The organism is Paracoccus sanguinis (assembly GCF_900106665.1).
GTDB classification, from domain to species: Bacteria; Pseudomonadota; Alphaproteobacteria; order Rhodobacterales; family Rhodobacteraceae; genus Paracoccus; species Paracoccus panacisoli.
In genome coordinates this window covers 124,048-150,793 of record NZ_FNNA01000003.1, presented here as the reverse complement: position 1 = coordinate 150,793, position 26,746 = coordinate 124,048, and the positions used below count along the sequence as shown (strand labels likewise).

Here is a 26,746-nt window from a genome sequence, read left to right as displayed (position 1 = left end):
GACCGGGGCGCTGCAAGGGCAGGGGCGAACGGGGTCGCGCGGCGCGGGGCAGGGCCGGACTTCCGCTCGCCACCCTTGAAATCTGACAGTTCATATGATATATGAATATCATATGATATTCAACGGAGGCAAGGCCATGACCATCCGCAACGTGACCGTGATCGGCGCCGGTGTGCTGGGCGTGCAGATCGCCCTGCAGGCCGCGCGCCACGGGTTCGACGTGATCGCGCAGGACGTCTCGGACGAGGCGGTGGCGCGGGCCGAGGGCGCGGTCGCCCAGATCGCCGCCCAGATGCAGGCCGATCTGGACCTGCCGGCCGACGAGATGACCGCTGCCCGCGCGCGGCTGACGCTGACCTCGGACCTGGCTATGGCGGTCGAGGCCGCCGACCTGATCATCGAGGCGGTCCCCGAAGACCCGCAGATCAAGCGCGACCTCTACGCCAAACTGGCCCGGCTGGCGCCGGACGGCACCATCTTCGCCACCAACTCCTCGACGCTGCTGCCCTCGGCGCTGGCCGAGGCCACGGGTCGTCCTACGCAGTTCCTCGCGCTGCATTTCGCCAACCGCATCTGGCTGCACAATGTCGCCGAGATCATGGGCCATCAGGGCACCGATCCGGCGGTCCGCGACGAGGTGACGGCCTTTGCCCGCGCCATCGGGATGGAGCCGATCGTGCTCGAGAAGGAACAGCCCGGCTATGTGCTGAACTCGATGCTGGTGCCGTTCCTGCAGTCGGCCTCGGCGCTGTGGGTGGACGGCGTGGCCCAGCCCGCAGACATCGACAAGGTGTGGCGCATCGCAACCGGCGCGCCGATGGGTCCGTTCCATATCTATGACGTGGTGGGGCTGAACACCGCGTGGCACATCTCGGCGGTCGGCGACGCCAAGGCGCAGGCCTTCGCCCAGCGGCTGAAGAGCGAGTTTCTGGACAAGGGCAAGCTCGGGATGAGTTCCGGCGAGGGGTTCTATCGCTACGGCAGGACCGAACCGAATACTCGATAATCCGTATTATGTAAGATATGGATGTGCCGCGATCGGCGGACAGCGTCGCGTCTCGCCCTTCGACCGAGATGCTACGCTCCGCAGACCAAGGTTGCCAAACCCTTGCACGGTTTGCCACAGTGACCTCGCTGTAGCGCCAACCTCGCCATAAGCGAGGACGACAAAGAAAGGCCCACCGTGGATCTGCGCCGCCTGACCGACACGATCTTCGTCGCCCCCCAGATCGACATCGCCGACCTGCCGCGGCTGGCGGACGCCGGCTTCACGACGCTGATCGACAACCGGCCCGACGGCGAGATCGAGGCGGCGCTGCAGAGCGCCCGGATGGCCGAGGCTGCTCAGGCCGCCGGGCTGGCGTTCCATTACCTGCCCATCGAGCCCGGCGGGCTGACCCCGGCGCTCGCGGACCGGCTGGGCAGCCTGATCGACGAGGCCGCGCAAGGCGCCGAACCCGGCGACAAGATCCTCGCCTATTGTCGCTCCGGCACCCGGTCGGCCAGCGCCTGGGCGCTGAGCCAGTCGGGCCGGCGACCGCGAGCCGAGATTCTCGAGACGGCGGCCCGCGCCGGCTACGATCTTTCGGGCCTTGCCGGCTATCTCTCTTGAAATCATGATGAAAAAGGGCCGCCCCGGACGGGACGGCCCTCGATCGTCTGACGTGCGGCTCAGCGGGCGAGTTCGCGTACCACGACGCCGCGCGGGTTGATGGTGACCGTCACGGCCTCGCCCTCGGGGTTGGTCGCCTTGGCCTCGACGCGCGGGCCGTTGCGGGTGATGGCGCCGACGGCGGTATAGCCGCCCTCGGTCAGCACCCGGTTGACCGCCGCATCGTCCAGCGGCGCCGGCTGGCCCGCGCCTTGCTGACCCATCCCGTCCATCCCAGAGGGACGCGTACCGCGCGGGCCGGTTCTGTCACCGCGCATCTCCTTGCCGTGCATCTCTTTCCCGTGGCCCTTGCCGCGGTCTTTCCGGTCGCCATCCTTGCGGCCGTGGTCGCCCTTGCCGTGCTTATGACCCTCCATCTCGCCCCGACCGAAGCGCTGCAGCGTCCCGTCGGCGGCAAACCCGGCGCGGAGCGGCTCGCCCGCCGTGTCGGCTCCGAACACCATCACCCCCTCGTCGCCCTGCGCCATGCCCTCGACGCGAGCAAACTCGGCGAAGATCGGCGCGTTGCGCACCGCCTCGGGGATCAGCGCCTGGGCGACGGGGGCCGGCAGCGCCGCGTTGTCGGTCGTGCGGATCATCCGCAGCGCCCCTGCGGGATCGACCATCGCCTGGAACGCGCCGCCGCCTGGCAGCGTGCCCTCGACGCGCTGCCCGCCCTTGCGGCCCGCGGTCGCGGTGGCGTCGGTGATGCCGAGCGCCGTCAGCGCGGCCGGCAGCCCGCCCTGCGCTGGTGCCGTCACGGCAGGCGCGGCCGGGGTGGCAGGGGCCGTGACCGCCGGGGGACCCGCCGGGGTTGCGGGCGCGGTCACCGCCGGCGGCGGCGCGACAGGCGCGGTCACCACCGGCGCGGTCTGCGCCATCAGCGGCAGCGCGAGGATCGACGTCGCGGCCACCGTCGCAGCCGAGGTCCGAAGCATCCGAATCATCTCAATTCCCTTTCATAGGTTCGTCGCGAGGCGGCTGTCGCCACCCCGGATGTCGCCTCTTTACCCCACGCTGGCCGAACGAACCGCCAACGGACCGTTTCCCTTTCGTTTGGGTTCGCCCTACTACAGGATCCCATGCGGCGGCTGATCGTCATTGGCCTCATCCTCGGGGCGGTCCTCTTCGGGCTCGGCGCCCTGGAGCGGCTGCGCGCCCCGGACGCCCCGCGCCCTCCGGCCCATGCCTCAGCGCGCCCCCTGCCCCCCCTGCCCGACGAGTTCGCGGTGGCGATGGACGACCTGCTGCCGCGCCACAAGGCGGTGCGGCGGGCGCAGGCGCGGTTCGACGGCCGGGTGCTGGCGATCGACCTCGTGCCCGCGCGACCGGCCGAGCGGGCGCAGGGCACGAACCTGATCTACCGGCTGCGTCTGCTGACGCCCGCGCGGGCGGTGCTCGACATCCGCATGGACGCGGTGAGCGGCCGCTTCGTCGAGGTCGCGGGCGCCGACCTGACCGCCGCGCGCCAAAAGCCCAAACCCTCCCGCAAGAAGGACGACTGATGCGCTGCCTGATCGTCGAGGATGACCCGCTGCTGGCTGACCAGATCGCTGCCGCGATGCGCGAGGGGGGCTTCGTCGCCGACCTCGCCCACGACGGCGCCGAGGGGGAATTCCTCGGCGCGACCGAGGCTTACGACGTCGCCATCCTCGATCTCGGGCTGCCGGGCCTGCCGGGGATCGAGGTGCTCACGCGCTGGCGGGCGGCGGGGGTGGCGATGCCGGTGCTGATCCTGACCGCGCGCGGTGACTGGACCGACAAGGTCGCGGGCTTCCGCGCTGGGGCCGACGACTATGCGGTGAAGCCCTTCCGCCTCGACGAGGTGGTGCTGCGCGCCCAGACGCTGGTGCGGCGCGCCGCGGGGCACGCGCGGGCGGTGCTGACCGCGGGGCCGCTGAGCTTCGACACCCAGCTCGGACTGATCACTCGCGACGGGGTGGCGCTGCGGCTGACCGCCTTCGAGACGCGCATCCTCGGCTATCTGATGCACCACCCGGGGCGCGTGGTCAGCCGGACCGAGCTTTCAGAGCATCTCTATGACGCGGGCAGCGACCGGGACTTCAAGTCGATCGAGGTGGTCATCGGCCGCCTGCGCCGCAAAATCGGCGACGGGCTGATCGAGACCCGGCGCGGCGAGGGCTACGTCCTGGTTTCCGGCGCAACCCCATGAGATGGATCAATGATTCCATCCGCGCCCGGCTGCTGGCGGCGGCCGCGCTGTGGTTGACGCTGGCGCTGCTGGGCGCGTGGTGGGTGATCGGCGGGGTGCTGACGGGCTTCGTCACCGACCGCTTCGACGCCGAGGCCGCCGCCATCGCCGAGACGGTGATCGCCGGGACCGAGGTCGACGCGGCGGGCCGCGTGACTCTCGCCCGGCCTCCGACCGACCCCCGGCTCGAGATGCCGCTGTCGCTCTGGGCCTGGCAGCTGCAGGGGCCGGACGGCGCGGTGATCGCCCGGGCCGGGTCGCTGCTCGACCTCTATCTTCAACCGCCGCAAGGATTTTTCAGCGGCGGCGCGGGGCTGGGGCCGGAGGGTGAGCGGCTCAGGGTGATGCGCCGGGCGTTCACGCTGCCGGGGCTCGACGGGCCGCTTTCGGTGACGGTCACCGCGCCGCAGGACGAGATCGACGCGGCGCTGGCGCGGGTGCTGCGGCCGCTGGCACTGGCGCTGGCGGTGCTCGGGCTGGGGCTGGCGGCGGCGAGCGTGGCGCAGGTGACGCTGGGGTTGCGGGCGCTGGACGCGATGGGGCGCGACATCCGGGCGATCCGGGCCGGGAGCGCCGAGGCGCTGCCCCTGCCCCCGGTCAAAGAACTGCGTCCTATCGCCTTGGAAATCAACGCGCTTCTGGACGCGAACCGCTCGGTCATCGGGCGGGCGCGGGATCATCTGGGCAACCTCGCGCACTCGCTCAGGACGCCGATGGCGGCGCTGGCGAACAGCGTTGCGCCCGACCATCCGGGGCAGGCCCTGATCGCGCGGATGGACCGGCAGATCGGCTGGCACCTGCGGCGGGCGCGCAGCGCGGGGGTGCCGCGGCTGCTGGGGCAAGCGACGCCGGTGGCAGGTGTGATCGAGGACATCCTGCTGGTCCTGCGACGCCCGGCCGAGGCGCGCGGGCTGCGCGTGACGGTGGATTGTGCGCCCGGTGTGCGGTTCGCGGGCGAGCGGCAGGACCTCGAGGAAATGGCCGGCAACCTGATTGAAAACGCTGTGAAATACGCCCGCTCCTCAGTCCGCGTCGAGGCGACTGTCGACGGGCTGGAGCTGGTTCTCGCGGTCAGTGATGACGGGCCGGGGATGGCCGAAACGGATCACGCCGCGGCGCTCAGCCGCGGGGGGCGGCTGGATGAGGCGGGACCTCCGGGGGCCGGGCTGGGACTAGCCATCGTCGCCGATCTCGCGGCGCTGCACGGCGGACGGCTGACGCTCTCGCGCGCCACGGAGGGCGGGCTGGCGGCGCGGCTGGCTCTGCCGGCGGCGGGCGGTGGCGGAAACTCACATGCTGCTTGATGTTGCGTGGTCAACGCATTGATTTTTCATGACTGGCGCAATCCGACATCATGCACAACCCATGCAGGGTTCATGCGACGTTCGTGCGATGTTCATGCACAGTTCATGCGAACGTTCGGCGCGCAACGCAGCGTTCGACTCGCGTCACTTCCAGTCGCCAACTCGCCCACCGGCCCCACACGCGGCCGCCATAATTTTACCTCTTGATAAAATTCCGACCTGTGTCAGCCTTGACGGACAAGAGCCAGCACAACGGCCAGCTTCAGGGAGGTCTCATGACCACGACCAGGATGACGCCGGGCATCGTGCCGGGGCGTCTCGCGCCCGGGGATTACGCGGCCAACTTTGCCGATGTCGCCCCGCCGCTCGACGATCACGAGGCGCGCGTCGCCGCCGATCGCTGCTATTTCTGCCACGATGCGCCCTGCATCACCGCCTGCCCCACCGGCATCGACATCCCGCTGTTCATCCGCCAGATCGCCACCGGCACGCCGGATGCGGCGGGGATGACCATCCTGCACGACAACATCTTCGGCGGGATGTGCGCCCGGGTCTGCCCGACCGAGACTCTGTGCGAGGGCGCCTGCGTGCGGATGGAGGCCGAGGGCCGCCCGGTCGAGATCGGCGCCTTGCAGCGCTATGCGACCGACGGGATCGTGCTGGGCGAGGGCCACCCGTTCCGCCGCGGCGCCCCCACGGGCAAGCGCATCGCGGTCGTGGGCGCGGGGCCGGCGGGGCTGTCCTGCGCGCACCGGCTCGCCGCCAAGGGGCACGAGGTGGTGGTGTTCGAGGCCCGGCCCAAGCCCGGCGGGCTGAACGAATACGGCATCGCCAGCTACAAGGCGGTGGACGGGTTCGCCGCCGCCGAGGTCGAGTGGCTGCTGCGGATCGGCGGGATCGAGCTGCGCACCGGCGCGGTGCTGGGCGAGGCGGTGACGCTTGAGACGCTCGCGGCCGAATATGACGCGGTGTTCCTCGGGATGGGGCTCGGGGGCGTCAACGCGCTGGGGATCGAGGCCCCCGGCCAGCGTGACGCGGTCGAGTTCATCGCCGAGCTGCGGCAGGCGGCGGACCTTGCCACCCTGCCGGTCGGGCGCGACGTGCTGGTGATCGGCGGCGGCATGACGGCGGTCGATGCGGCGGTGCAGGCGAAGCTGCTCGGCGCCGAGACGGTGACCATCGCCTATCGGCGCGGGCAGGACCGGATGGGGGCCTCGGGGCACGAACAGGACCACGCGGTGACCTCGGGCGTGCGGCTGATGACCAATGTGGTCGCGGCGCGGGCCGGGGATGGCGGCGTGGTGCTGGGGCGGACCGAGGACCTGCCCGATGGCGGGATGCTGAACACCGGCGAGACGGTGTCGGTCCCCGCCGACATGGTGCTGACGGCGATCGGCCAGAAACTCGCGGGTGTCCCCGAGGGGCTGGCGCTGGACGGCGGCAAGATCGCCGTGACCGGGCCGGGCCGGACCAGCCGCGCCGGGGTCTGGGCGGGCGGCGACTGCGCCGCGGGGGGTGAGGACCTGACCGTGACGGCCGTCGCGCAGGGGCGCGACGCGGCCGAGGACATCCACGCGCATCTGACCGGCGGGGCCACGCCCCCTGCCCCGGTCGATGCGCCCGACATGAGGGGCTGAGGCGATGGCTGACCTTCGCAGCGACTTCGTGGGCATCCGTTCGCCCAACCCGTTCTGGCTCGCCTCGGCGCCGCCCACCGACAAGGAATACAACGTCCGCCGCGCCTTTCAGGCCGGCTGGGGCGGGGTGGTGTGGAAGACGCTGGGCCTCGACGGGCCGCCCGTCGTCAACGTCAACGGGCCGCGCTACGGCGTCATCCACGGCGCCGACCGGCGGGTGCTGGGGCTCAACAACATCGAGCTGATCACCGACCGGCCGTTGCAGGTGAACCTCGACGAGATCAAGTCGGTCAAGCGGGACTATCCCGACCGGGCGCTGGTGATCTCGCTCATGGTGCCCTGCGACGAGGAGTCGTGGAAGTCGATCCTGGCGCGGATCGAAGATACCGGCGCGGACGGGGTCGAGCTGAACTTCGGCTGCCCGCACGGCATGGCCGAGCGCGGCATGGGCTCGGCCGTGGGCCAGGTGCCGGAATACATCGAGATGGTGACGCGCTGGGTCAAGCAGCACTCGCGGATGCCCTGCATCGTCAAGCTGACGCCGAACATCACCGATGTGCGGAAGCCCGCCGAGGCCGCGAAGCGCGGCGGGGCGGATGCGGTGAGCCTGATCAACACGGTCAACTCGATCACCTCGGTCGATCTGGACCTGTTCGCGCCTCAGCCCACCATCGACGGCAAGGGGTCGCATGGCGGCTATTGCGGCCCGGCGGTGAAGCCCATTGCGCTGAACATGGTGGCGGAGATCGCCCGGAACCCCGAGACGCGCGGTCTGCCGATCTCGGGGATCGGCGGCGTCACGACCTGGCGTGACGCCGCCGAGTTCCTCGCCCTCGGCGCGGGCAACGTGCAGGTCTGCACCGCCGCCATGACCTATGGCTTCAAGGTCGTGCAGGAGATGATCTCGGGGCTGCGCGACTACCTCGACGCGCGCGAGATGGCGCTGTCGGACCTGATCGGGCGGGCGGTGCCGAACGTCACCGACTGGCAGTACCTGAACCTCGACTACATCACCAAGGCGGTCATCGATCAGGACAAGTGCATCTCGTGCGGGCGCTGCTATGCGGCCTGCGAGGACACCAGCCACCAGGCGATCGCCATCGACCCGGGCCGGGTTTTCCGGGTGAAGGAGGAGGAGTGCGTGGCCTGCAACCTTTGCGTGGACGTGTGCCCGGTCGAGGACTGCATCACCATGCGCGAGCTGGCGCCGGGCGAGGTCGACGCGCGCACCGGCCAGGTCGCGGGCGGGCAGCGGAACTGGACGCAGCATCCGAACAACCCGATGGTGACCGCGGCGGAGTGACCCCTGCGGGGTGGCGCGGTCGATGGGTATCCGGGCCAAAAAGAAGCCCCCGCCGAGGTCCGGCGGGGGCTTTTCTCGTGGTACCCGAGGTCGGACTCGAACCGACATATCCTTGCGGATGGCGGATTTTGAATCCGCTGCGTCTACCATTCCGCCACTCGGGCAACGCCGGTTCCAGATAGCCGCGCGGGGCGCGGCGCGCAAGCGCGCCGGCGTGCGGCTCAGCCGCCGGCGAGGCGCGCGTGCCGGGCGGCGCGGAGCCGGGCGAAATCGTCGCCGGCGTGATAGGACGACCGGGTGAGCGGGGTGGCCGACACCATCAGGAACCCCTTGCCGTAGGCGGCTTTCTCGTAGCCCGCGAACTCCTCGGGCGTGACGAAGCGGTCCACGCGGTGGTGCTTGGGGGTCGGCTGCAGGTACTGGCCGATGGTGAGGAAGTCGATGTCGGCGGCGCGCATGTCGTCCATGACCTGCAGCACCCCCTGCCGGTCCTCGCCCAGGCCCACCATGATGCCGGACTTGGTGAACATGGCGGGGTCAAGCTCCTTCACCCGCTGCAACAGCCGCAGCGAGTGGAAGTAGCGCGCCCCCGGCCGGACGGTGGGATAGAGGCCGGGCACCGTCTCGAGGTTGTGGTTGAAGACGTCGGGGCGAGCCGCGACCACGGTTTCCAGCGCGGCGGGGCCGCATTTCAGGAAGTCGGGCGTCAGCACCTCGATCGTCGCCTCGGGCGAGCGGTGGCGGATGGCGCGGATGGTCTGGGCGAAATGCTCGGCCCCGCCGTCGTCGAGGTCATCGCGGTCGACCGAGGTCAGCACGACGTGGTTGAGGCCGAGCTTGGCGACGGCGTGGGCGACGCGTCCCGGCTCGAACACGTCGAGCGCCTGGGGCTTGCCGGTGATGACGTTGCAGAAAGAGCAGCCGCGGGTGCAGATCTCGCCCATGATCATCATGGTGGCGTGGCCCTGCGACCAGCATTCGCCGACGTTGGGGCAGCCGGCCTCCTCGCAGACGGTCGAGAGGCGGTTCTCTCGCAGGATGTCGCGGGTGTCCTTGTAGCCCTGCGAGGTCGGCGCCTTGACGCGGATCCAGGCGGGCTTCTTGGGCTGTGCCTGGTCGGGGCGGTGGGCCTTTTCGGGGTGGCGCAGGACGGGCGGCGCGGCGGGGGCGTCGGGGACGCCGGCGGCGGGCAGGACGGGCGGAACGGTCGGCATGAGGGGCCCCCTCGGGACGGGCGCTGCGGAAGCGGGTCTGACCCGAGGTAAACCCTCGCAAGGGGTTGATCAACCGGCAACGGCTTGCCAGATACGGGACTGGATTTCTGCGTCGCAGCATCTGGTGCTGCGAATGCGGCAGACGATGGAAAGGACGATGCGATGAAAGCCGGCGACAAACTGCCCCAGGTGACGTTCCAGACCCGCGTGCGCGACGAGGCGGTCGGCGGGCCGAACCCGTTCCGTTGGGAAGCGGTGACGACCGACGACTACTTCAAGGGCAAGCGCGTGGTGCTGTTCTCGCTGCCGGGCGCGTTCACGCCGACCTGCTCGACCTACCAGCTGCCGGGGTTCGAGGCGGCGGCGGCCGAGATGGCCGAGCTGGGGATCGACGCGATCTACTGCCTGTCGGTCAACGACAGCTTCGTGATGAACCAGTGGGCGAAGGCCCAGGGGCTGAAGAACGTCCAGGTGATCCCGGACGGCTCGGGCGAGTTCACCGAGCGGGTCGGGATGCTGGTGCGCAAGGACAACCTCGGGTTCGGCTGCCGCTCGTGGCGCTATGCGGCGGTGATCGCCGACGGCGTGGTCGAGAAGCTGTTCGAAGAGCCGGGGCGCTGCGACAACCACGCCGAAGACCCCTATGGCGAATCGTCGCCCGAGACGGTGCTGGCCTATCTGCGCACCCACAAGCAGCAGCAGGCGGCCTGATCGGCAGAGCGCTGACCGCGCCATGCTGCGCATGACAGGAAAGGGCCCGGCCGGAGGATCGGCCGGGCCCTTTTCGTTGCCGGGGCGGGTGAGGAGCCTGCGCTCGGGCTTGGGTGAGGCCACGGCCGTCGCCGACCCGGCGGGATGTCAGCGCCTCTGCGCGACCGCCGCGCCTCACCCGATCAGCGGGCTGCCGGCGCCGTAGCGCTCGCGGTAGTGCCGCTCAAGGCGCATCAGCGCGAGGCGGAGCACCACCTTGCCCGAGCGCGCCGACCAGCCGAGCCGCCGCTCGGTCAGCTCGATCCCTTCGAGAAAGCAGCAGACCCGCAGGACCAGGTCGCCCATGCCGGGCCCGAGGTCGCGCAGCGCCTCGGCCACGCGGCTGCGGGCGGTCTCGGACCCGCCGCCGAGGTTGCCGCCGGCCGGAACCGCGGCGGCACAGCCGGCGGTCAGGAACCCGTCCCAGTTCTGGGTCACCCGCGGCCCCATCTGCGCCAGCTCGAAATCCTCGCGCAGCCGCTCGCCCGCGCGGACCATGCCGGGGTCGAGGAACGGCTGGCCGTTGGCGTCGCGGCGGCGGGCGAGCACCAGCAGGGGGCTTTCCGCGATATTGACGCGCATCCGGCGGGGGCCACCCGTCTCGGGATCGTCGAGGGTCCGGTCCTCATAGATCCGGTGCCGCTGCGCCGCCGCGGGACCCATGTCGAAGGGGGCGGCGGCCTCGGCCAGGCCCGGCCGGTCGGGGGCGCCGACCGCCTCGGCATCGGCCGGGGTCAGCACCCCCGCCTGCGGCAGGCCGGGGAACCGCCCGGCGACCAGCGCCTTGAGCGCCGCGCGGCCCGCGGGGGTCAGCGCGTGGCGGGTGATCCGCCCCTGCCCCACCAGCGCCACCCAGCCGCGCAGCGCGAGATATTCGGCCAGCCTGCGGTCGAGCACCGCCGTGCGGATGTCCGAGCGGGTGACGATCGCCTTGTCCATCCCCTCGGCCACCGCCAGCACCGCCCCCGGCTCGGCCAGCCGGCGCAGCACCCGGCGCAGCTCGGCCGGCTCGGCGCTGCCGGCGGTCGCGCGGGCGCCGGGATCCACTGCCCGGTCGATCAGCGGATCGTCGCGGCGCGTCTCGAACCGGCGGATGCGGCGCAGGATGGTCGAGGCGTGGCACCCCGCCTCGCGCGCCAGCGCCCGGATCGTCTCACCCCCCTCGACGTGGCGCAGGTAGAGCCGGGCGTCCTCGGGCAGGTCATCGGCCGAGACGGCCGCAGCCGCGGCGGGCTGTGCGACCGCGGCCGGTTCACCCTCGGGCGTCACGGCAGCGGCTGCGGAAAGATCGCCCGTCAGAATCATCATCTCAAAGCTTCCCCTCATGTCCTTGGGCCAGCCGGCCCTGGGTGTCCGCCCTGTCGAAAAAGACAGGTCCCCGAACAGTTCGGTCATGAAGCGCTAAGATTCCCTAAAGAGAGTTAACCACGTCGCGCGCTGCGTGCGCTGGTTGCGCAACAACAACCCCAGGGAGAGCACAAAGGACACAACAGCCCTCGGACTGGAGAGTTCCAATGAGCCTGATGTCGAACATACTGACCTTTCCCGCCCAGCCGGTCCGCCAGCCGCTGCGCCGTCCCGCCGCGCTGGTGCGGGCGGCGGTCGCCGGGCAGGCCCGCTGGCGGCGCGAGCGCGACCTGCGCCGGCTCTTGCGCAGCGAGACGCTGCCCGCGCCGGGCCACGCCCTGCCCCGGCTGCGTGCGGAGGAGGACCGGATGAACGCCGCCCGGCAGGAGGGCGCGGCCGAGTACGACCTGCACCAGCACGTGCTGCTGATGATTGCGGTGCTGGCGGAATCGCGGCTGCTGCCCGCCGCCGCGCCGTTGCGCGCCCTGCCCTGAGGCCCGGCCGGTCAGCCCCCGGTCAGCGGCCCCGGAACAGCGTCCCGAGCACGCCCCGCACGATCTCGCGCCCGGCCTGGGTGCCGATGGTGCGGACCACGCTCTTGCCGAAGGCCTCGGCGATCGAATCGCCCCGCCGCGCCGGGGTGGCGGGCGGCCCGATCTGGATGCCGGTGCTGGCCCGGCCGGGGCGGTAGCCGTCGGTCTTGCGCATCTCGAAGAGGCTCGCGTCGGCCGCGCGCCGCTGGGCGACTGCGGCTTCCTCGGCCGCGGCGGCGGTGCGCTGGGCGAGCAGTTCGAACGCGCTCTCGCGGTCCACTGGGGTGGCGTATTTCAGCCCCAGCGGCGACAGCTGGATGATCCGGTCCCGGTCGGCGTCTGGGATCGGCCCGAGCTGCGACAGCGGCGGGCGGACCAGCGTGCGCTCGACCACCCCTGGCGCGCCCTTGGCGCCGAGGAACGAGGTCACCGCCTCGCCCGTGCCGACGTGCTGGATCGCGTCGGCGGTGTCGAAGGCGGGGTTGGCGCGATAGTTCTCGGCCGCCTGGCGCAGCGCCTTCTGGTCCTTGGCGGTGAAGGCGCGCAGCGCGTGCTGGACGCGGTTGCCGAGCTGGCCCAGCACCGAATCGGGCAGGTCGGCGGGGTTCTGGGTGATGAACCAGACGCTCACGCCCTTCGAGCGGATGAGCCGCGCCACCTGCTCGACCTTGGCGACCAGCGCCGGGGGGGCGCCGTCGAACAGCAGATGCGCCTCGTCGAAGAAGAAGGCGAGGCGCGGGCGGTCGGGGTCGCCCACCTCGGGCAGCTGCTCGAAGAGCTCGGACAGCAGCCACAGCAGGAAGGTCGCGTAGAGCTGCGGGGCGTTCATCAGCCGCTCGGCGGCGAGGATGTTGACCATCCCCTTGCCCGAGGCGTCGGTGCGCATGAGGTCCGAGAGTTCCAGCGCCGGTTCCCCGAAGAGCCGGTCACCGCCCTGCTGTTCCAGCACCAAGAGCGCGCGCTGGATCGCGCCGACCGAGGCGGTGGCGACATTGCCGTAGCGCAGGCTCAGCTCCTTGGCGTTCTCGCCGACCCAGACCAGCATCGACTGCAGGTCCTTGAGGTCGGCGAGCGCCAGCCCCTCTTCGTCGGCGACGCGGAAGGCGATGTTCAGCACCCCCTCCTGCACGTCGGTCAGGCCCATGAGGCGGGCGAGCAGCAGCGGCCCCATCTCGGCCGGCGTGGTGCGGACCGGGTGGCCCTTTTCGCCCCACACGTCCCAGAAGGTGACGGGGAAGGCGCGATAGTCGAGCGGCGCGCCGATTCGGGCGGCGCGCTCGGCGAAGGGGGCGAGCAGCTTGGGGTCGGTGCCGCCCGGCGCCGCCATGCCGGCGAGGTCGCCCTTGACGTCGGCCAGCACCACCGGGACGCCGGCGAGCGACATCGCCTCGGCGAGCGTCTGGAGGGTGACGGTCTTGCCGGTGCCGGTGGCGCCCGCGATGAGGCCGTGGCGGTTGGCGTATTTCAGGATCAGCGACTGCGGCGTGGCGTAGTCCGGGCCGCCGCCGCCGACGAAGACGAGGCCGGCATCGAAATCGACGACCGGGTGGGGGGCGGACGGCGGCACGGGCGCCGGGTCGGCGGCCGGGCGAAGCGGCGGGGGGGTATCGGGCGCGCGCCCCGGCAGCGGCGGCGGGGTCTGGGGCGCGGCCTCGGGGGCGGCGTCTGCCGCGGCATCGGGCGTGTCCGGACGGGCGGTCGGGTCTTGGGGCGTCGGGTGGGTCACGGGGGCGGCCTTCGTGCAGCGGGTCGGGTGCGCCGCAACGGGGCGCGCGGGACAACAATACAAAATTAACGACTTGGTGCCAGAGTGTCCCTGTCGGATCGTTGACGGGCGAGGGTCCGATGCTTCCTCCGTACCCACTGGCCGCGCCTTCGGGCGCGGCTTTTTTCCGTGCCGCGCGGTGCGGGGAAGGGAGGGTCGCGGAGCCGCTGATCGTCCCCTCCGGCGGCACGTTGTCGCGGGGCGAAACCGGCCGTTCGCGCGGCCCTCGGGCGCATTGACGGGCGAGTGGCTTGCGACTAACGTCACGCGCAGAAACGGCCAAGTCCTACAGGGGACGAGGGGGATGCAGCGCTCGCGCCGCATCCCCCTTTCCGTGACAAGGGGTTGCGGGGCGGCGGTGGCCCGGTCTGGCCGGGGTCAACGGCGCCATGGGATGCCCATCCGACGCAGCACGCCCCTGCCCCGCGCGGGTCGCCGCCGGCCCTACACAAAGGTGACTGCCCCACCCCTGACAGTCCCGATCCGGCGTGTTACCAGCGCGGCCAGCGTCTTTCGCGCTGACAGCGCCCTGCCCTGAAAGGAACAGACATGGCTCGAACCTCAACCGCCGTCCTGGCCGCACTGCTGGCCGTCGCGCCGCTCGCCGCACTGGCGCAGACCGCGACCGATGCGACGACGACCGCCCCGGTCGTGGTGCCGCCCGCACCCGCCGCGGCCGATGCCGTGACCGACGCCGCCACCGCCGCAGCAACCGAAGCCGCGACCGAAGCCGCCAAGGACGCCACCGCGACCGCGACCGAGGCCGCCAAGGATGCCGCGGCGACCGCGACCGACGCGGCCAAGGCCGCCGAAGCCGCCGCCGACTCGGCCGCCGAAGCCGCGAGCGATGCTGCCGCGGCCGCCGAGGCCACCCCGGCTGCGACCGCGCGCGCGGCGACCCCCGAGGCCGGCGCGGCCCCCGCGGCTGACGCCGCAGCCGCCCCCGCGGCCCCGGCAGCAGAGGCCCCGGCGGCCGGCGCCGCCCCGGCTGCGCCCGCCGCGGATGCGGTCGGCAGCTACTACACCAAGTCGACCCACGACGACTGGCTGCTGCGCTGCCTCAAGACCGCCGACGGCAAGGACCCGTGCGAGCTCTACCAGCTGCTCAAGGACGAGGGGCAGAAGCCGGTCGCGGAAGTCTCGATCATCCCGTTCTCGGGCAAGGCCGCCGCGATCCTGAACTTCGTCGCCCCGCTCGAGACCGACCTGCAGGCCGCGCTCGGGCTGCAGATCGACACCGGCAAGGAGCACCGCTACCCGTTCCTCGTCTGCGCCCCGATCGGCTGCGTCTCGCGCATCGGCATGACCGCCGACGAGCTGGGCGCGATGAAGCGCGGCAGCTCGGGCAAGGTGACGCTGCTGCCCTTCGGCGCCGACCCGGCCAAGGACCTCGTGAACCTGACGATGTCGCTCAAGGGCTTCACCGCTGGCTTCACCGCGCTGGAAGCCACGGTCGCGACGAACCAGTAAGCCCTGCCCCCCGCGGTGCGCGCCCGACGCGCGCCGCGGCCCGGATGATGAAAGGGGCGCCCGCGGGCGCCCCTTTTGCGTGCCGGTGTGGCGCGCGGCCTTATTCGATCGACAGCGCCATGAAGCGCGGCTCACCCTCGCGGCGGATCAAGAGCAGCACCGACTTGCGGCCCGCGTCCTTCGCCTCGGCGATGCGGGCGTTCAGGTCGGCCAGCGTCGTCACCGGCTGCTGGCCCGCCTCGACGATCACGTCGCCGGTCTGCAGCCCCTTGGCCGAGGCGTCGCTGGTCGCATCGATGTCCTGCACGACAAGGCCCTTGGCCCCCTCGGGCAGGCGCAGCCGGGCGGCCAGCTCGGGCGTGATCGGCACCAGCGTCATGCCGAGGACGGTGCGACCGTCCCCGCTCTGCGGCTGGGCGCCGTCGTTGCCCTCGCCGCTGCCGTCGGCGTCGGCCAGCTCGCGCCGCCCGAGGGTGATCTTCAGCTCGACCGGCTGGCCGGCGCGCTGCACGGTCACGTCCACGGCCTCGCCCACCGGCGCGTCCGCCACCCGGCGCACGAGGTCGCGCGTGTCGGCCACGTCGCCGCCGGCAAAGCGGGTGATGATGTCGCCCGCCTTGACCCCCGCGTCGGCCGCGGGCCCCGCGGGGACGTCCGTCACCATCGCCCCGGTCTCCGAGGCGAGGCCGAGCGAGGCGGCGATGTCGGGCGTCACGTCCTGGATCTTGACCCCCAGCCAGCCGCGGCGCGTCTCTCCGAACTCGCGCAGCTGGTCGACGACCTTGCTCACCACGTTCGAGGCCATCGAGAAGCCGATCCCGATCGAGCCGCCGTTGGGCGACAGGATCGCGGTGTTCACGCCCACGACCTCGCCCGCCATGTTGAACAGCGGCCCGCCCGAGTTGCCGCGGTTGATCGCGGCGTCGGTCTGGATGAAGTCGTCATAGGTGCCGGTCAGCGCCCGGCTTTTGGCCGAGATGATCCCGGACGAGGCCGACAGCCCCTGCCCCAGCGGGTTGCCGAGCGCCAGCACCCAGTCGCCCACCCGGGCGCTGTCCGAGTTGCCGAACTTGACGAAGGGCAGCGGCTTCTCCGCCTCGACCTTCAGCACGGCGATGTCGGTGGTGGGGTCGGTCCCGACCAGCTTCGCGGGCAGCTTGGCGCCCGAGTAGAACTCGATCTCGATCTCGTCGGCGCCGTCGATGACGTGGTTGTTGGTGACGATGAACCCGTCCGCCGAGACCACGAAGCCCGAGCCGAGCGCGTTCGAGCGTTCCTGCTGCATCGGCCCGCGGTTGCCGAAGGGCGACCCCTGGTCCGGCCCGCCGGGGATGCCGGGCACGCCGGGGATGCCGAAGTCGCGGAACAGGTCCGAGAACGGGCTGCCCTCGGGGAACATCGGCCCCTGCGCCACGGGGCGCGAGACGACCGCGGTGGTGGTGATGTTCACGACCGCCGGGCTGACCTGGGCCACGATGTCGGCGAAGCTGTCGGGCATGACCGACTGGCCGCTGGCGACAGGTGCCTTCTGCACGTCGATCGGGGCGTTGGCGTTGGCGGCCTCGGGGACCTTGCCGTTCATCGGCTGGTCGGGGGTGGTGGTCGTCTGCGGCATGTCCTGCGGCGCCATGGCGCTGCCCGCGGGCGGCAGGACCTGCTGCTCGACGCCCGGCGGCGGCGCGGGGGGCGTCGGCTGGGCCTGCTGGGCCAGGCCCGGCGCGGCCAGCGCGAGCGTCAGCGCGAGGGTCGAGGCGGCGAGCCCCGTGCGCCGGGTAAGTCCGTGGAATGTCATGCGTTTGATCTCCGTCAGGTGACCGGATCGTGAGCCCGTCCGGCGGCGGGTCGGGTGCGGCCAATGTGGTCGCTCGTGGCGACAAGGCAACAGTGCGGATCGTCATTTCATCGTGAGGGGCGCGGGCGGTTGACGCAAGCGCCGAGCGGACGGGGCGACGCAAAAAAGGCGCAGCCCCGGGGGGCTGCGCCTTGATCTTTGCGGTAGCGGGACGCGTCAGTTGGCCGGCGGCACCGAATCGGCGGGGGCGGCGGGGGTCGCCGCCGGGTCCGCGGCAGGCGGCGTAGCGGCGGGCGCGGGGGCCGGCGCGTCGACCGGGGCCGTAGTGGCCGCGTCGGTGGCGGTGCCGGCCGCAGGCTCACCTTCGAGGCCCGGCACGGTGCCCACCGCATCGGGGACCGCGATGGTCGCCTCGCCCGGCTCGCTTTCCGCGCCGCCCTCGGCGCGGGCGGCGGTCGCCGCGGCTGCCTCGGCCGCCGCAGCGGCCTGGGCGGCGGCTTCGGCCGCGACCTCGGCCGTCGAAGGCGCGTCGGCGGGGACCGCCGCTGCGACCTCGGGAGGGACCGCGACCGGGCTCACCCCGTTCGGATTGCCGCCCGCGCCGAGGTAGCTGAAGAACTCGCCCTCGGGGTTGATCACGAGCGAGCTGTTCTGCCCCCGCAGCGCCCGCTCATAGGCGGTCATCGAGCGGGTGAAGGCGAAGAACTCGGGGTCCTGCCCGAAGGCCTGGGCGTAGATGGCGTTGCGCTGCGCGTCGGCCTCACCGCGGACGATCTCGGACCGGCGGCGGGCGTCCGAGGTCAGCTCGACCACCGTCCGGTCGGCGGTGGCGCGGACCCGCTGCGCGGCCTCGCCGCCGCGGGCGATCTCGTCGGCGGCCTCGCGCTCGCGCTCGGCCCGCATCCGGGCGTAGGTTGCGGTCAGGTTCTGCTCGGGCAGGTCGGTGCGGGTCAGGCGCACGTCGATGATCTGCACCCCCAGCGCCTCGGCCTCGCCGCGGGCGGCGTCGCGGATCTGGCCCATCAGGTTGGTGCGGTCCTGCGACAGCACCGCGGTCGAGGGCACCGAGCCCAGCACCTGACGGATGGCGTTGTTGAGGATGCCGGCGAGCCGGTTCTGGGCGAAGTCGATGCCGCCCTCGCCGGTCGCGCGGCGGAAGGTCACGGCGTCGTTCACCTGCCAGCGCGCAAAGGCGTCTACCACGAGGCGGCGGTCATCGAGCGGCGTGACCTCCATCGGGTCGGTCGGCAGGCCGAGGATGCGCGCGTCATAGCGCACCACCCGGTCGATGACCGGCATCTTGAAGCCGAGGCCAGGTTCCTCGCGGACCGCCACGACCTCGCCGAAGCGCAGGACGAGCACCTTTTCGCGCACGTCGACGATGTAGATCGAGGCCATCACCAGAAGGCCGACGACGACCACGACCGGCAGGGCAAAGAAGGAAAGCGCGCGGCGCATGTCAGTTGCCCCCCATCACGGTCTGGCCCGGCAGCGCCGGGGTTGCGGACTGGTCGACGGGTCCGGTCTGGCCCATCTGCGGGGCCACCTGCCCCGTCTGCTGGCCCATCTGCTGCTGGCCCATCTGCTGCTGGCCCATCTGCCCGCCCTGCGGGCGCAGCTGGTCGAGCGGCAGATAGGGCACGACGCCCTGCCCGCCCTGGGCGCCGCTTTCGATGATGACCTTGTTCACGCTGCCGAGCACCCGCTCCATCGTCTCGAGATACATCCGCCGCCGGGTGACGTCCGGGGCCTTGACGTATTCCTCGCGCACCGAGTTGAAGCGCGCGGCCTCACCCTGGGCGTCGTTGACGGCCTGGGCGCGATAGGCCTCGGCCTGCTCGACCATCGCCGCGGCCTCACCGCGGGCGTTGGCGAGCACGCGGTTGGCGTAGGCGTCGGCCTCTTTCTCAAGCCGGTCGCGTTCCTGCTGGGCGGCCTGCACCTCGCGGAAGCTGTTGATGACCTCCTGCGGGGGGTCGGCGCGGCCGAGGTTCACGCGGACCACGTTGATCCCCGACTGATAGCTGTCGAGCGTCGCCTGGATCGCCATCTCGGCGTCGCGGGCGATCTGGCCGCGGTCGCGGTTGAGGATCGGGGCGAGTTCCGAGCGCGCCACGATGTCGCGCATGGCGCTTTCGGCGACGGCGCGGATGGTGCCCTCGGGGTCGGCGAGGTTGAACAGGAATTGCTCGGGGTTCGAGACGTTCCAGACCACCTGATAGCTCATGTCGACGATGTTCTGGTCGCGGGTCAGCATCAGCCCGCTGTCAAGCGCGTCGCGCCCGGTGCCGATCTCGATCGTGCGCTCGCCGGTGACGGCGACGAGCTGGCGGGTGACGAAGGGCCAGGGCGCGAAGTTCAGGCCCTCGTCGCGGACGGCGTAGGGACGGCCGAACATAAGCTCGACCGATTTTTCGCCGGTGTCGACGGTGTAGAAGCTCGAGGCGGCCCAGAGGCCGACGGCGACCAGCGCCGCGATCCCCCATTTGCCGCGGTCCATCCGCGGCAGGGTCGGGCCGGTGCCCATCGGGCCGCGCGGCCCGCCCGGACGTGGCGCGCCGTCGCGCCCGCCCATCAGGACGCGCAGGCGGTCCTGGCCCTTGCGCATCAGCTCTTCGATCTCGGGCACCTGCGTCTCGGGCCGGCGGCCGCCCTGCGGCGGCTGCTGCTGTCCACCCGGCTGGCCCCAGGGCCGCGGCGTCTCGCCCCGGTCGGGGCGCCCCCCGTCGCGCCCACCGTCACGCCCGCCCTCGGGGCGCGGAGGTTGCGGGCGCGGCGGACGCTCGTCGTCGTTGCCGCCGCTGCCGCCGCCCCAAGGTCCTTGTGCCATCGTCACGCCTTTCGTCCAAACTCTGGTCCTAACTAGGGGGAAACCCCGTGAGGACAAGTGCCAACCGCCCCGAAGCGCGGCCGCGGGCACCCCGCCCGCCGCGCCGCCGGTCACCCGGGGCCGCCCTCTCAGACCGTGGCGCCCCCGGCCCGGCGGACCGGCGCGCGCATCGTCACCAGCTCTTCGGCCAAGGTCGGGTGGACCGCCATCGCCGCGTCGAACTGTTCCTTGGTCGCCCCCATCCCCATCGCCACGGCGACGAGCTGGATCATCTCGCCCGCCTCGGGCGCGAAGATGTGGCAGCCGAGCACCCGCCGCGTTCGGTCGCAGACGATCAGCTTCATCAGCGCCCGCGCCTCGGACCCCGCGAACAGCGACCGCATCGGGCGGAAGCTCGCGGCATAGACCTCGATCGGGCCCTGTTCGGCGGCCTCTTCCTCGGTCAGGCCGATGGTGCCGAGCTCGTGCGGGCGCAGATAGACGGCGCTGGCGATCAGGCTGTGATCGACGCAGCGCGGCTGGGCGCCGAACACCGTGTCGGCGAAGCTGTGCCCCTCGCGGATCGCGACCGGGGTCAGGTTCACCCGGTCGGTCACGTCGCCCACCGCGTAGATCGAGGGCACCGCGGTCTGCGACCACTGGTCGACCTCGATCTGGCCGCGCGCGCCCACGATGACGCCGGTGTTTTCCAGCCCCAGGCCGCCGGTGTAGGGCGCCCGGCCGGTGGCGAACATCACCGCGTCATAGGTCTCGGCCGCGCCGCCCGAGAAGCTGGCGCGGATGCCCGCGCCGTCACGGTCCAGCCGCGTCGGACTGTCGTTCAGCCGCAGGGTGACGCCCAGGTTCTCGATCTGGTGGGTGGCGAGCGTCCGGCACTCGCCATCGAAGCCGCGCAGCAGCTTGTCGCCGCGATAGGCGATGGTGGTGTCGCAGCCGAGCCCGTTCAGGATCGTCGCGTATTCGCAGGCGATGAAGCCGCCGCCAACGATCAGCACCCGCGCGGGCAGCGTGTCGAGGTCGAACAGGTGGTCCGAGATCAGCCCCAGTTCCTCGCCGGGGATGCCGGGCAGGCTCGGGCGCCCGCCGACCGCGATCAGGATGTGCTTGGCGGTCAGGCGCGTCCCGTCGGCCAGTTCGACCGTATGCGGATCGGCGAGCTTGGCGCGCTGGGGGTGGATGTCCACGCCCGCGGCGCGCAGCCCGCCGGCATAGAGCCCCTCGAGCCGCGAGAGCTCCTCGTGCAGCTTGCCGCGGAAGAGCGGCCAGTCGAAGCGCCCCTCGGTCGCGCCGGTCCAGCCGTAGCCGCGCGCCTCGGCGGCGGCGGCGGGGGCGCCCGAGGCGAAGATCATCAGCTTCTTCGGCACGCAGCCGCGGATCACGCAGGTGCCGCCCATGCGGCTTTCCTCGGCCAGCCCCACGCGGGCGCCGTGCTGCGAGGCCGCGATGCGGGCGGCGCGCACGCCCCCCGATCCGCCGCCGATCACGAAGAGGTCGTAGTCGAAGCTCATGTCAAATCCTCGGTCCGGGTCAGCTCGATTACCGAGCCGTCCGGGCTGCCGATCAGCGCCAGCTGGCACATGTTCAGGAAAAGCCCGTGCTCGACCACGCCCGGCACCGCGTTCAGCCCGCGCGCCAGCGCCGCGGGGTCGGGGATGCACTCGAGCGACAGGTCGAGGATCAGGTTGCCCTCGTCGGTGCGGAACGCCGCGCCGTCGCGCTGGCGCACCAGCATCGGGCGCTGGCTCAGATCCATCGCGTCAAGCAGGCGCTGGATGTGGATGCGCGTCGCCTCGACCCCGAAGCCCAGCACCTCGACGGGCAGGTGGAAGGCGCCGAGCTGCTCGACCACCTTGGTCGGGTCGGCGATGACCACCATCCGGTCCGAGGCCGCGGCGATGATCTTTTCGCGCAAATGCGCGCCGCCGCCGCCCTTGATGAGATTGAGGTCGGGGTCGATCTCGTCCGCGCCGTCGAGCGTCAGGTCGAGCCAGCCGATCGCGTCCAGCTCCTCGATCTGGATGCCGAGCTGGCCGGCGAGTTCGCAGGTCGCCCGGCTGGTCGCGGCGCAGCGCAGGCGCAGCCCCTCGGCGCGGATGCGCTCGGCCAGGCGATGGACCATGAACACCGCGGTCGAGCCGGTGCCGAGCCCGAGGCGCATCCCGTCCTCGACCAGCGCCACCGCGGCGCGGGCGGCGGCGTCCTTGGCGGCATCCGAGGGGGTGGGGTCGGCCATGGCGGGCTCCTTGTCGCGGCGGCGGGTGATGCGAAGGGGATATAGCGGCGATCCGGCCCGGGTGCGAGGGGGGGGCGATGGGAGCCTGCCCGCGGGGCGCGGTTGCGACCCGAGCGGGCTTGGCGTATCCGCAGGGCGATGCGCAACGGTCCCCCTTCCCCCCTGCCGCCCCTTGCGGCCACCACGGCGGTGCTCGTCACCGGCGCCGGGCGCGGCACGCGGATGGGCGGCGCGGCGCCGAAGCAATGGCAGTCCCTCGCCGGGCAAAGCGTCATCGCCCGCAGCATCGCGGCCTTTCGCGGCTTCGCCCGGGTGGTCGTCATCGTCGCCCCCGAGGACATGGACCGCGCGGTCGAGGAACTCGCCGGCCCCGTGGTGCTGGTCGCGGGCGGCGCCACGCGGTCCGAGAGCGTGCGCGCCGGGCTCGAGACGCTCGAGGGCGCGGGCGTGACCCATGTGCTGATCCACGACGCGGCCCGCCCGCTGGTCTCGCAGGCGGTGATCGCCCGGGTTCTGACGGCGCTGGCCGAGGGGGCGCCCGCCGCCGCCCCGGCCCTGCCCGTCACCGATGCGCTGTGGCGCGGCGCCGAGGACCGGGTGACGGGCTTTGCCGCCCGCGACGGGCTGTTCCGCGCCCAGACCCCGCAGGGCTTCGCGCTCGGCCCCATCCTCGCCGCCCATCGCGCCGCGACCGAGGGGGCGGCGGACGACGTCGAACTCGCCCGCCGCGCCGGGATCGAGGTCACCATCGTCGCGGGCGACGAGGACAATCTGAAACTGACCTATCCCGGCGATCTCGAACGCGCCGGACGGATGATGGAGGCCGGCATGGATGTGCGGCTCGGGAACGGCTACGACGTGCACGCCTTCGGCCCCGGCGAGGGGGTCTGGCTCTGCGGGGTGCTCGTGCCGCATGAGCGCGGGCTGGTCGGCCATTCCGACGCCGACGTGGGGATGCACGCGCTGACCGACGCGATCTACGGCGCGCTCGCCGAGGGCGACATCGGCCGGCACTTCCCGCCCTCGGACCCGCAGTGGAAGGGCGCGGCCTCGGACATCTTCCTGCGCCACGCGGCCGAGCTGGCCCGCGCGCGCGGCTTCCGGCTCGGCAACGCCGACGTGACGCTGGTCTGCGAGCGGCCGAAGATCGGCCCCCACGCCGCGGCCATGCAGGCGCGACTGGCCGACATCATGGGGGTCGAGCCGGGCCGGGTCAGCGTCAAGGCGACCACCTCGGAACGGCTCGGCTTCACCGGGCGTGAGGAGGGCATCGCCGCCCTCGCCACCGCCACGCTGATCGGAGGCGCCTGATGGACCGCGCCATCGCCACCCTCTTCGGCATCGGCCACCTGCGCCCCGCGCCCGGCTCTTGGGCCTCGGCGGTCACGATCGGCCTCGGCTACGCCCTGCACCGGCTGGGGCATTTCCCGCTGGTGGCGGCGGCGACGCTGGCGGCCATCGCGCTCGGCTTCTGGTCGGTGCGGCGGTTCACGGCGGGGATGGCCGACAAGGACCGCAGCGAGATCGTCATCGACGAGGTCGCGGGCCAGCTCATCGCCTTCTGCGCCGCCTCGGCGGGGTTCTGGTTCGCCGGGCTGCCGGCCTCGGTCATCCCCTGGCCGGGGCTGGTGGCGCCGTTCCTGTTCTTTCGCCTCTTCGACATCTGGAAGCCGTGGCTCGTGGGCCGCGCCGATGCCCGCGCGGACGCCGACGGGGTGATGCTCGACGACCTCTGGGCCGGGCTTTTCGCAGCGCTCGCCACCATCGTCGCGGCAGGCATCTCGCACGGGCTGATGTGATGGCCGCGGGGCTCGCGGCCGAGGTGCTCGCCGCCGCGCGCGCCCGGGGCGTGACGCTCGCCACGGCGGAAAGCTGCACCGGCGGGCTGATCGCCGCGGCGCTGACCGAGGTGCCGGGGTCGTCGGATGTGGTGGACTGCGGCTTCGTCACCTACTCGAACGCGGCCAAGACCCGGATGCTCGGGGTGTCCGAGGCGACGCTCGCCGCCCACGGCGCGGTGAGCGAGGCGGTCGCGGCCGAGATGGCCGCCGGCGCGCAGGCGCGGTCAGGCGCCGGGATGGCCGTCGCGGTGACGGGGATCGCCGGGCCCGGCGGGTCCGAATTCAAGCCCGAGGGCCGGGTCTGCTTCGGCCTCGCCACACCCGAGGGCGTGCGGACCGAGACGGTCGAGTTCGGCTCCCGCGGCCGCCGCGCCGTGCGCGCCGCAACGGTCGAGCACGCGCTGCGGATGGTGCTGGGGGCGCTGGCTTAGAGCGCCGCCCCCAGCGCCGCGATCTCGGCGTCGGTGGTGGCCCAGCTCGTCACCAGCCGGATCGTCGCGGACCCGGCGTCGTCGCCCTCGGCCGGCCAGTCGGCCGCGCGCAGCCCCGCGGCGCGCAGGCGGGCGATCTCGGGCACGGGGAGCCGCACGAAGACCTCGTTCGCCTCGACCGGGACCAGCGGGGTGTGGCCTGCCGCGGTAAGCGTCGCCGCAATTTCGCCGGCGGCGGCGTTGGCGTGGCGGGCGAGGTCGAGCCACAGCCCGCCGTCGAGCCAGGCCAGCATCTGCGCGGCGAGGAAGCGGTGCTTGGACCACAGATGCCCGGCCCGCATCCGGCGGAAGGCGAAGTCGCGGGCCCGGTCGGGGTGGAAAAACACCACCGCCTCAAGCGCGAGGCAGCCGTTCTTCGTCCCGCCCAGCGACAGCGCATCGACGCCGGCGGCCTGCGTCAGATCGGCGGGCGCCGCCCCGGTCGCCGCCACCGCATTGGCAAAACGGGCGCCGTCGATGTGGACGGCCATGCCGCCGTCGCGCGCCACCCCGGCCAGCGCCGCGACCGAGGCCGGGTCGTGCACCGTCCCCCACTCGGTCGCGTTGGTGATCGAGACGACCGCGTTCCGCCCGTCATGCTCATCGACCTGCGGGTAGTCCGCGATCCGCTGGGCGAGCGTCGCGGCGGTCATCCGACCCGCGTCGCCCTCGACCAGCGCCAGCTGCGCGCCGCCCGCCATCCAGGCCGGGGCGCCGCTTTCCGAGGTCTCGATATGCGCCGTGCGGTGGCAGAAGATCCGCCCCCAGGGCGGGCAAAGCTGCGCCAAGGCCAGCGCATTCGCCCCGGTCCCGGTGCCGAGCAGGAACACCGCCGCGTCGGGCGCGGCCAGCATCTCGCGCACCGCCTCGACCGCCTGCGCGGTCAGTGCGTCGCGGCCATACGAGGCGGCCGCCCCGTCGTTCGCCGCCGCCAGCGCGGCCATGATCCGGGGGTGGACGCCCGAGGCGTTGTCCGAGCCGAAGTTCATGACAGATCCTCGATCACATACTGGTCCCACTCGTCCTCGGTGACCGACAGCTCGCTGACCGTCCAGCCGCGGACCGAGGCGCCGGCGCGGTGGATCGCCTCGGGGTCGCCCGAGATCAGGTGGTGCCAGTCGTAGAGCGGCTTGCCCTCGGCGCGCAGCCGATAGGCGCAGGTCGCGGGCAGCCACCAGGCGATGTCGCGCAGCTTCTGGGGAGTCAGCACCACGCAGTCGGGCACGAAGTCGTGGCGGTTGGGATAGGACGAGCAGCGGCAGCTCTGCCCGTCGAGCAGGCGGCAGGCGACGCGGGTGAAATCCACGCTGCCGTCGTCCTCGTATTCGATCTTGTTCAGGCAGCACTTGCCGCAGCCGTCGCAGAGCGCCTCCCACTCGGCGGCGCTGAGCTCGGCCAGCGGCAGTTCCCAGAAGCGCGGACGCATCAGCCGGCCGCCAGGATGGCGCGGGCGCGGGCGGCGTCGTCGTCCATCTGCGCCACCAGCGCCTTGAGGCTGTCGAACTTCGCCTCGGGGCGAAGGTAGTCGACCAGCGCCACCGACAGATGCGCGCCGTAGAGATCGCCGGAGAAATCGAAAAGATAGGTCTCGAGGTTCGGGGTGTTCTCGCCGAACATCGGCCGCACGCCGAGGCTGGCGACGCCGCGGTAATGGCCGCGGTGCGGGCCGGTCAGCACCTCGACCAGAACCGCATAGACGCCAAGCTTCGGCAGGTGCAGCCCGTCCAGCGCCATGTTGGCGGTCGGATAGCCCAGCTCGCGGCCGCGCTGCGCGCCGTGCAGCACCTCGCCCTCGATCCGATGCCAGTGGCCGAGCATCGCCTCGGCATCGCGCGGCCGCCCTTCGGAGAGCGCGGCGCGGATCGCGGTCGAGCTGGCGGGCTCGTCGCCACCGACGAGCGGCACGATGGTGACCCCGAAGCCCATCGCCTGCCCCAGTTCGGCCAGCGCGGCGCTGTCCCCCGCCCGGCCGCGGCCGAAGCGGAAATCGGCGCCGACGGCGACGTGGACGACGCCCAGCCCCTCGGCCAGCACCTCGCGCGCGAACTCTTCGGGGGTGAGCCCCGCGAGCGTCGGGCCGAAGGGCAGTTCGTAGAGTTGCGCCACCCCGTGCCGGGCCAGCCGGTTGGCCCGCGCCTCGGGGTTCATCAGCCGGAACGGCGGCTCGCTGCGCCCGGCGGCGCGGGCGAAATACTCACGCGGATGCGGCTCGAACGTGACCGCCCCCAGCGGCGCCTCGGGACGGGCGGCGCGGGCCGCGTCGATGACCGCGCGGTGGCCCAGGTGGACGCCGTCGAAATTGCCCATCGCCACGCTGGCGCCGCGCGCCGACGCCGGCAGGCCGCGCCAGTCGCGGTGGATATGCATGGGGGGGTTCTGCATCGGCCTCACGCG

25 protein-coding genes and 1 tRNA gene are annotated in these 26,746 nt (G+C 72.3%); 13 read left to right on the top strand and 13 right to left on the bottom strand.

Translation table 11 applies throughout. From position 1 onward, the window contains the following. The first annotated feature begins 136 nt into the window (after nt 1–136). Together BLW17_RS11935 and BLW17_RS11930 are read left to right on the top strand one after the other, a co-directional pair. Nucleotides 137–1,006, top strand: a complete 870-nt coding sequence (locus BLW17_RS11935; RefSeq protein ID WP_036734319.1) for a 3-hydroxyacyl-CoA dehydrogenase — start codon at nt 137–139, stop codon at nt 1,004–1,006. Nucleotides 1,007–1,183: 177 nt separating this feature from the next. After that, nucleotides 1,184–1,612 carry a protein tyrosine phosphatase family protein gene (locus BLW17_RS11930; RefSeq protein WP_036734321.1) on the top strand — a complete coding sequence of 143 codons (429 nt, stop codon included), beginning with the start codon at nt 1,184–1,186 and terminating at the stop codon, nt 1,610–1,612. A gap of 59 nt (nt 1,613–1,671) precedes the next feature. Here the strand turns inward: BLW17_RS11930 and BLW17_RS17835 are convergent, their stop codons facing one another. Next, entirely contained in the window at nt 1,672–2,598 is a 927-nt protein-coding gene (locus tag BLW17_RS17835; RefSeq protein WP_052176454.1) for a hypothetical protein, read from the bottom strand. Between the two features lie 135 nt (nt 2,599–2,733). Between BLW17_RS17835 and BLW17_RS11920 the strand changes: the two genes are divergently transcribed. From BLW17_RS11920 to preA, 5 genes are all read left to right on the top strand, one after another. Continuing rightward, nucleotides 2,734–3,156, top strand: a complete 423-nt coding sequence (locus tag BLW17_RS11920; RefSeq protein WP_036734323.1) for a PepSY domain-containing protein — start codon at nt 2,734–2,736, stop codon at nt 3,154–3,156. Continuing rightward, nucleotides 3,156–3,824 carry a response regulator transcription factor gene (locus tag BLW17_RS11915; RefSeq protein WP_036711822.1) on the top strand — a complete coding sequence of 223 codons (669 nt, stop codon included), beginning with the start codon at nt 3,156–3,158 and terminating at the stop codon, nt 3,822–3,824. Before BLW17_RS11920 ends, BLW17_RS11915 begins: the two co-directional genes overlap by 1 nt. Further along, nucleotides 3,821–5,167, top strand: coding sequence for an ATP-binding protein (locus BLW17_RS11910; RefSeq protein WP_036734325.1), 1,347 nt, complete (start codon nt 3,821–3,823; stop codon nt 5,165–5,167). The genes BLW17_RS11915 and BLW17_RS11910 overlap by 4 nt, the downstream gene beginning before the upstream one ends. 275 nt (nt 5,168–5,442) lie before the next feature. Next, complete coding sequence (locus tag BLW17_RS11905; RefSeq protein WP_052176455.1) at nt 5,443–6,804, top strand: NAD(P)-dependent oxidoreductase; 1,362 nt, start codon at nt 5,443–5,445, stop codon at nt 6,802–6,804. Between the two features lie 4 nt (nt 6,805–6,808). Further along, the gene (gene preA, locus BLW17_RS11900; protein ID WP_036704321.1) at nt 6,809–8,107 is read left to right on the top strand and encodes an NAD-dependent dihydropyrimidine dehydrogenase subunit PreA; all 1,299 of its coding nucleotides are present in this window, start codon (nt 6,809–6,811) and stop codon (nt 8,105–8,107) included. Between the two features lie 78 nt (nt 8,108–8,185). On the opposite strand, the gene BLW17_RS11895 is transcribed toward preA, so the two are convergent. Further along, nucleotides 8,186–8,271: transfer RNA gene (locus tag BLW17_RS11895), tRNA-Leu, on the bottom strand. Between the two features lie 57 nt (nt 8,272–8,328). Further along, complete coding sequence (gene lipA / locus BLW17_RS11890) at nt 8,329–9,321, bottom strand: lipoyl synthase (protein ID WP_231555390.1); 993 nt, start codon at nt 9,319–9,321, stop codon at nt 8,329–8,331. A gap of 162 nt (nt 9,322–9,483) precedes the next feature. Here lipA and BLW17_RS11885 point away from each other — a divergent pair, with 162 nt between their 5' ends. Next, complete coding sequence (locus tag BLW17_RS11885; RefSeq protein ID WP_036704323.1) at nt 9,484–10,032, top strand: peroxiredoxin; 549 nt, start codon at nt 9,484–9,486, stop codon at nt 10,030–10,032. Between the two features lie 174 nt (nt 10,033–10,206). Here the strand turns inward: BLW17_RS11885 and BLW17_RS11880 are convergent, their stop codons facing one another. Then, nucleotides 10,207–11,379, bottom strand: coding sequence for a DUF6456 domain-containing protein (locus tag BLW17_RS11880; protein WP_139306003.1), 1,173 nt, complete (start codon nt 11,377–11,379; stop codon nt 10,207–10,209). A gap of 215 nt (nt 11,380–11,594) precedes the next feature. Between BLW17_RS11880 and BLW17_RS11875 the strand changes: the two genes are divergently transcribed. Continuing rightward, the gene (locus BLW17_RS11875; RefSeq protein WP_231565752.1) at nt 11,595–11,912 is read left to right on the top strand and encodes a DUF6477 family protein; all 318 of its coding nucleotides are present in this window, start codon (nt 11,595–11,597) and stop codon (nt 11,910–11,912) included. Nucleotides 11,913–11,934: 22 nt separating this feature from the next. Here the strand turns inward: BLW17_RS11875 and BLW17_RS11870 are convergent, their stop codons facing one another. Further along, nucleotides 11,935–13,518, bottom strand: a complete 1,584-nt coding sequence (locus BLW17_RS11870; protein WP_036736699.1) for a helicase HerA-like domain-containing protein — start codon at nt 13,516–13,518, stop codon at nt 11,935–11,937. Nucleotides 13,519–14,265: 747 nt separating this feature from the next. Here BLW17_RS11870 and BLW17_RS17415 point away from each other — a divergent pair. Then, nucleotides 14,266–15,186 (top strand): invasion associated locus B family protein, encoded by a 921-nt coding sequence (locus BLW17_RS17415; protein ID WP_052176663.1) that lies wholly within the window; start codon nt 14,266–14,268, stop codon nt 15,184–15,186. 100 nt (nt 15,187–15,286) lie between these two features. Here the strand turns inward: BLW17_RS17415 and BLW17_RS11860 are convergent, their stop codons facing one another. The 5 genes from BLW17_RS11860 to rpiA form a co-directional block, all read right to left on the bottom strand. Beyond that, nucleotides 15,287–16,684 carry a Do family serine endopeptidase gene (locus tag BLW17_RS11860; RefSeq protein WP_231572855.1) on the bottom strand — a complete coding sequence of 466 codons (1,398 nt, stop codon included), beginning with the start codon at nt 16,682–16,684 and terminating at the stop codon, nt 15,287–15,289. A 510-nt stretch (nt 16,685–17,194) separates the two neighbouring features. Next, nucleotides 17,195–18,376 carry a protease modulator HflC gene (hflC, locus tag BLW17_RS11855; protein ID WP_425287089.1) on the bottom strand — a complete coding sequence of 394 codons (1,182 nt, stop codon included), beginning with the start codon at nt 18,374–18,376 and terminating at the stop codon, nt 17,195–17,197. A 61-nt stretch (nt 18,377–18,437) separates the two neighbouring features. After that, a complete protein-coding gene (hflK, locus tag BLW17_RS11850) occupies nt 18,438–19,808 on the bottom strand; it encodes an FtsH protease activity modulator HflK (RefSeq protein WP_081969053.1) in 1,371 nt (456 codons plus the stop codon). A 128-nt stretch (nt 19,809–19,936) separates the two neighbouring features. Further along, on the bottom strand, nt 19,937–21,316 hold the full coding sequence (gene gorA, locus BLW17_RS11845; RefSeq protein ID WP_036731265.1) for a glutathione-disulfide reductase: 1,380 nt from the start codon (nt 21,314–21,316) through the stop codon (nt 19,937–19,939). Then, nucleotides 21,313–22,041, bottom strand: coding sequence for a ribose-5-phosphate isomerase RpiA (rpiA, locus tag BLW17_RS11840; RefSeq protein WP_036702066.1), 729 nt, complete (start codon nt 22,039–22,041; stop codon nt 21,313–21,315). Before rpiA ends, gorA begins: the two co-directional genes overlap by 4 nt. Before the next feature lie 138 nt (nt 22,042–22,179). Here rpiA and BLW17_RS11835 point away from each other — a divergent pair, with 138 nt between their 5' ends. From BLW17_RS11835 to BLW17_RS11825, 3 genes are read left to right on the top strand one after another with little or no spacing between them, the layout of a single operon-like run. Continuing rightward, on the top strand, nt 22,180–23,352 hold the full coding sequence (locus BLW17_RS11835) for a bifunctional 2-C-methyl-D-erythritol 4-phosphate cytidylyltransferase/2-C-methyl-D-erythritol 2,4-cyclodiphosphate synthase (protein ID WP_052176186.1): 1,173 nt from the start codon (nt 22,180–22,182) through the stop codon (nt 23,350–23,352). Beyond that, on the top strand, nt 23,352–23,840 hold the full coding sequence (locus tag BLW17_RS11830) for a phosphatidylglycerophosphatase A family protein (RefSeq protein WP_036731267.1): 489 nt from the start codon (nt 23,352–23,354) through the stop codon (nt 23,838–23,840). Before BLW17_RS11835 ends, BLW17_RS11830 begins: the two co-directional genes overlap by 1 nt. Next, nucleotides 23,840–24,313 (top strand): CinA family protein, encoded by a 474-nt coding sequence (locus BLW17_RS11825; protein WP_036731270.1) that lies wholly within the window; start codon nt 23,840–23,842, stop codon nt 24,311–24,313. The genes BLW17_RS11830 and BLW17_RS11825 overlap by 1 nt, the downstream gene beginning before the upstream one ends. On the opposite strand, the gene BLW17_RS11820 is transcribed toward BLW17_RS11825, so the two are convergent. The 3 genes from BLW17_RS11820 to BLW17_RS11810 are packed head-to-tail and all read right to left on the bottom strand — an operon-like array spanning nt 24,310 to nt 26,719. Beyond that, entirely contained in the window at nt 24,310–25,341 is a 1,032-nt protein-coding gene (locus BLW17_RS11820; protein ID WP_036731272.1) for a threonine aldolase family protein, read from the bottom strand. The genes BLW17_RS11825 and BLW17_RS11820 overlap by 4 nt on opposite strands. Next, nucleotides 25,338–25,778, bottom strand: coding sequence for a YcgN family cysteine cluster protein (locus BLW17_RS11815; RefSeq protein WP_036731274.1), 441 nt, complete (start codon nt 25,776–25,778; stop codon nt 25,338–25,340). Before BLW17_RS11815 ends, BLW17_RS11820 begins: the two co-directional genes overlap by 4 nt. After that, entirely contained in the window at nt 25,778–26,719 is a 942-nt protein-coding gene (locus tag BLW17_RS11810; RefSeq protein WP_036709037.1) for a bifunctional riboflavin kinase/FAD synthetase, read from the bottom strand. The genes BLW17_RS11815 and BLW17_RS11810 overlap by 1 nt, the downstream gene beginning before the upstream one ends. Nucleotides 26,720–26,746: the final 27 nt, after the last annotated feature.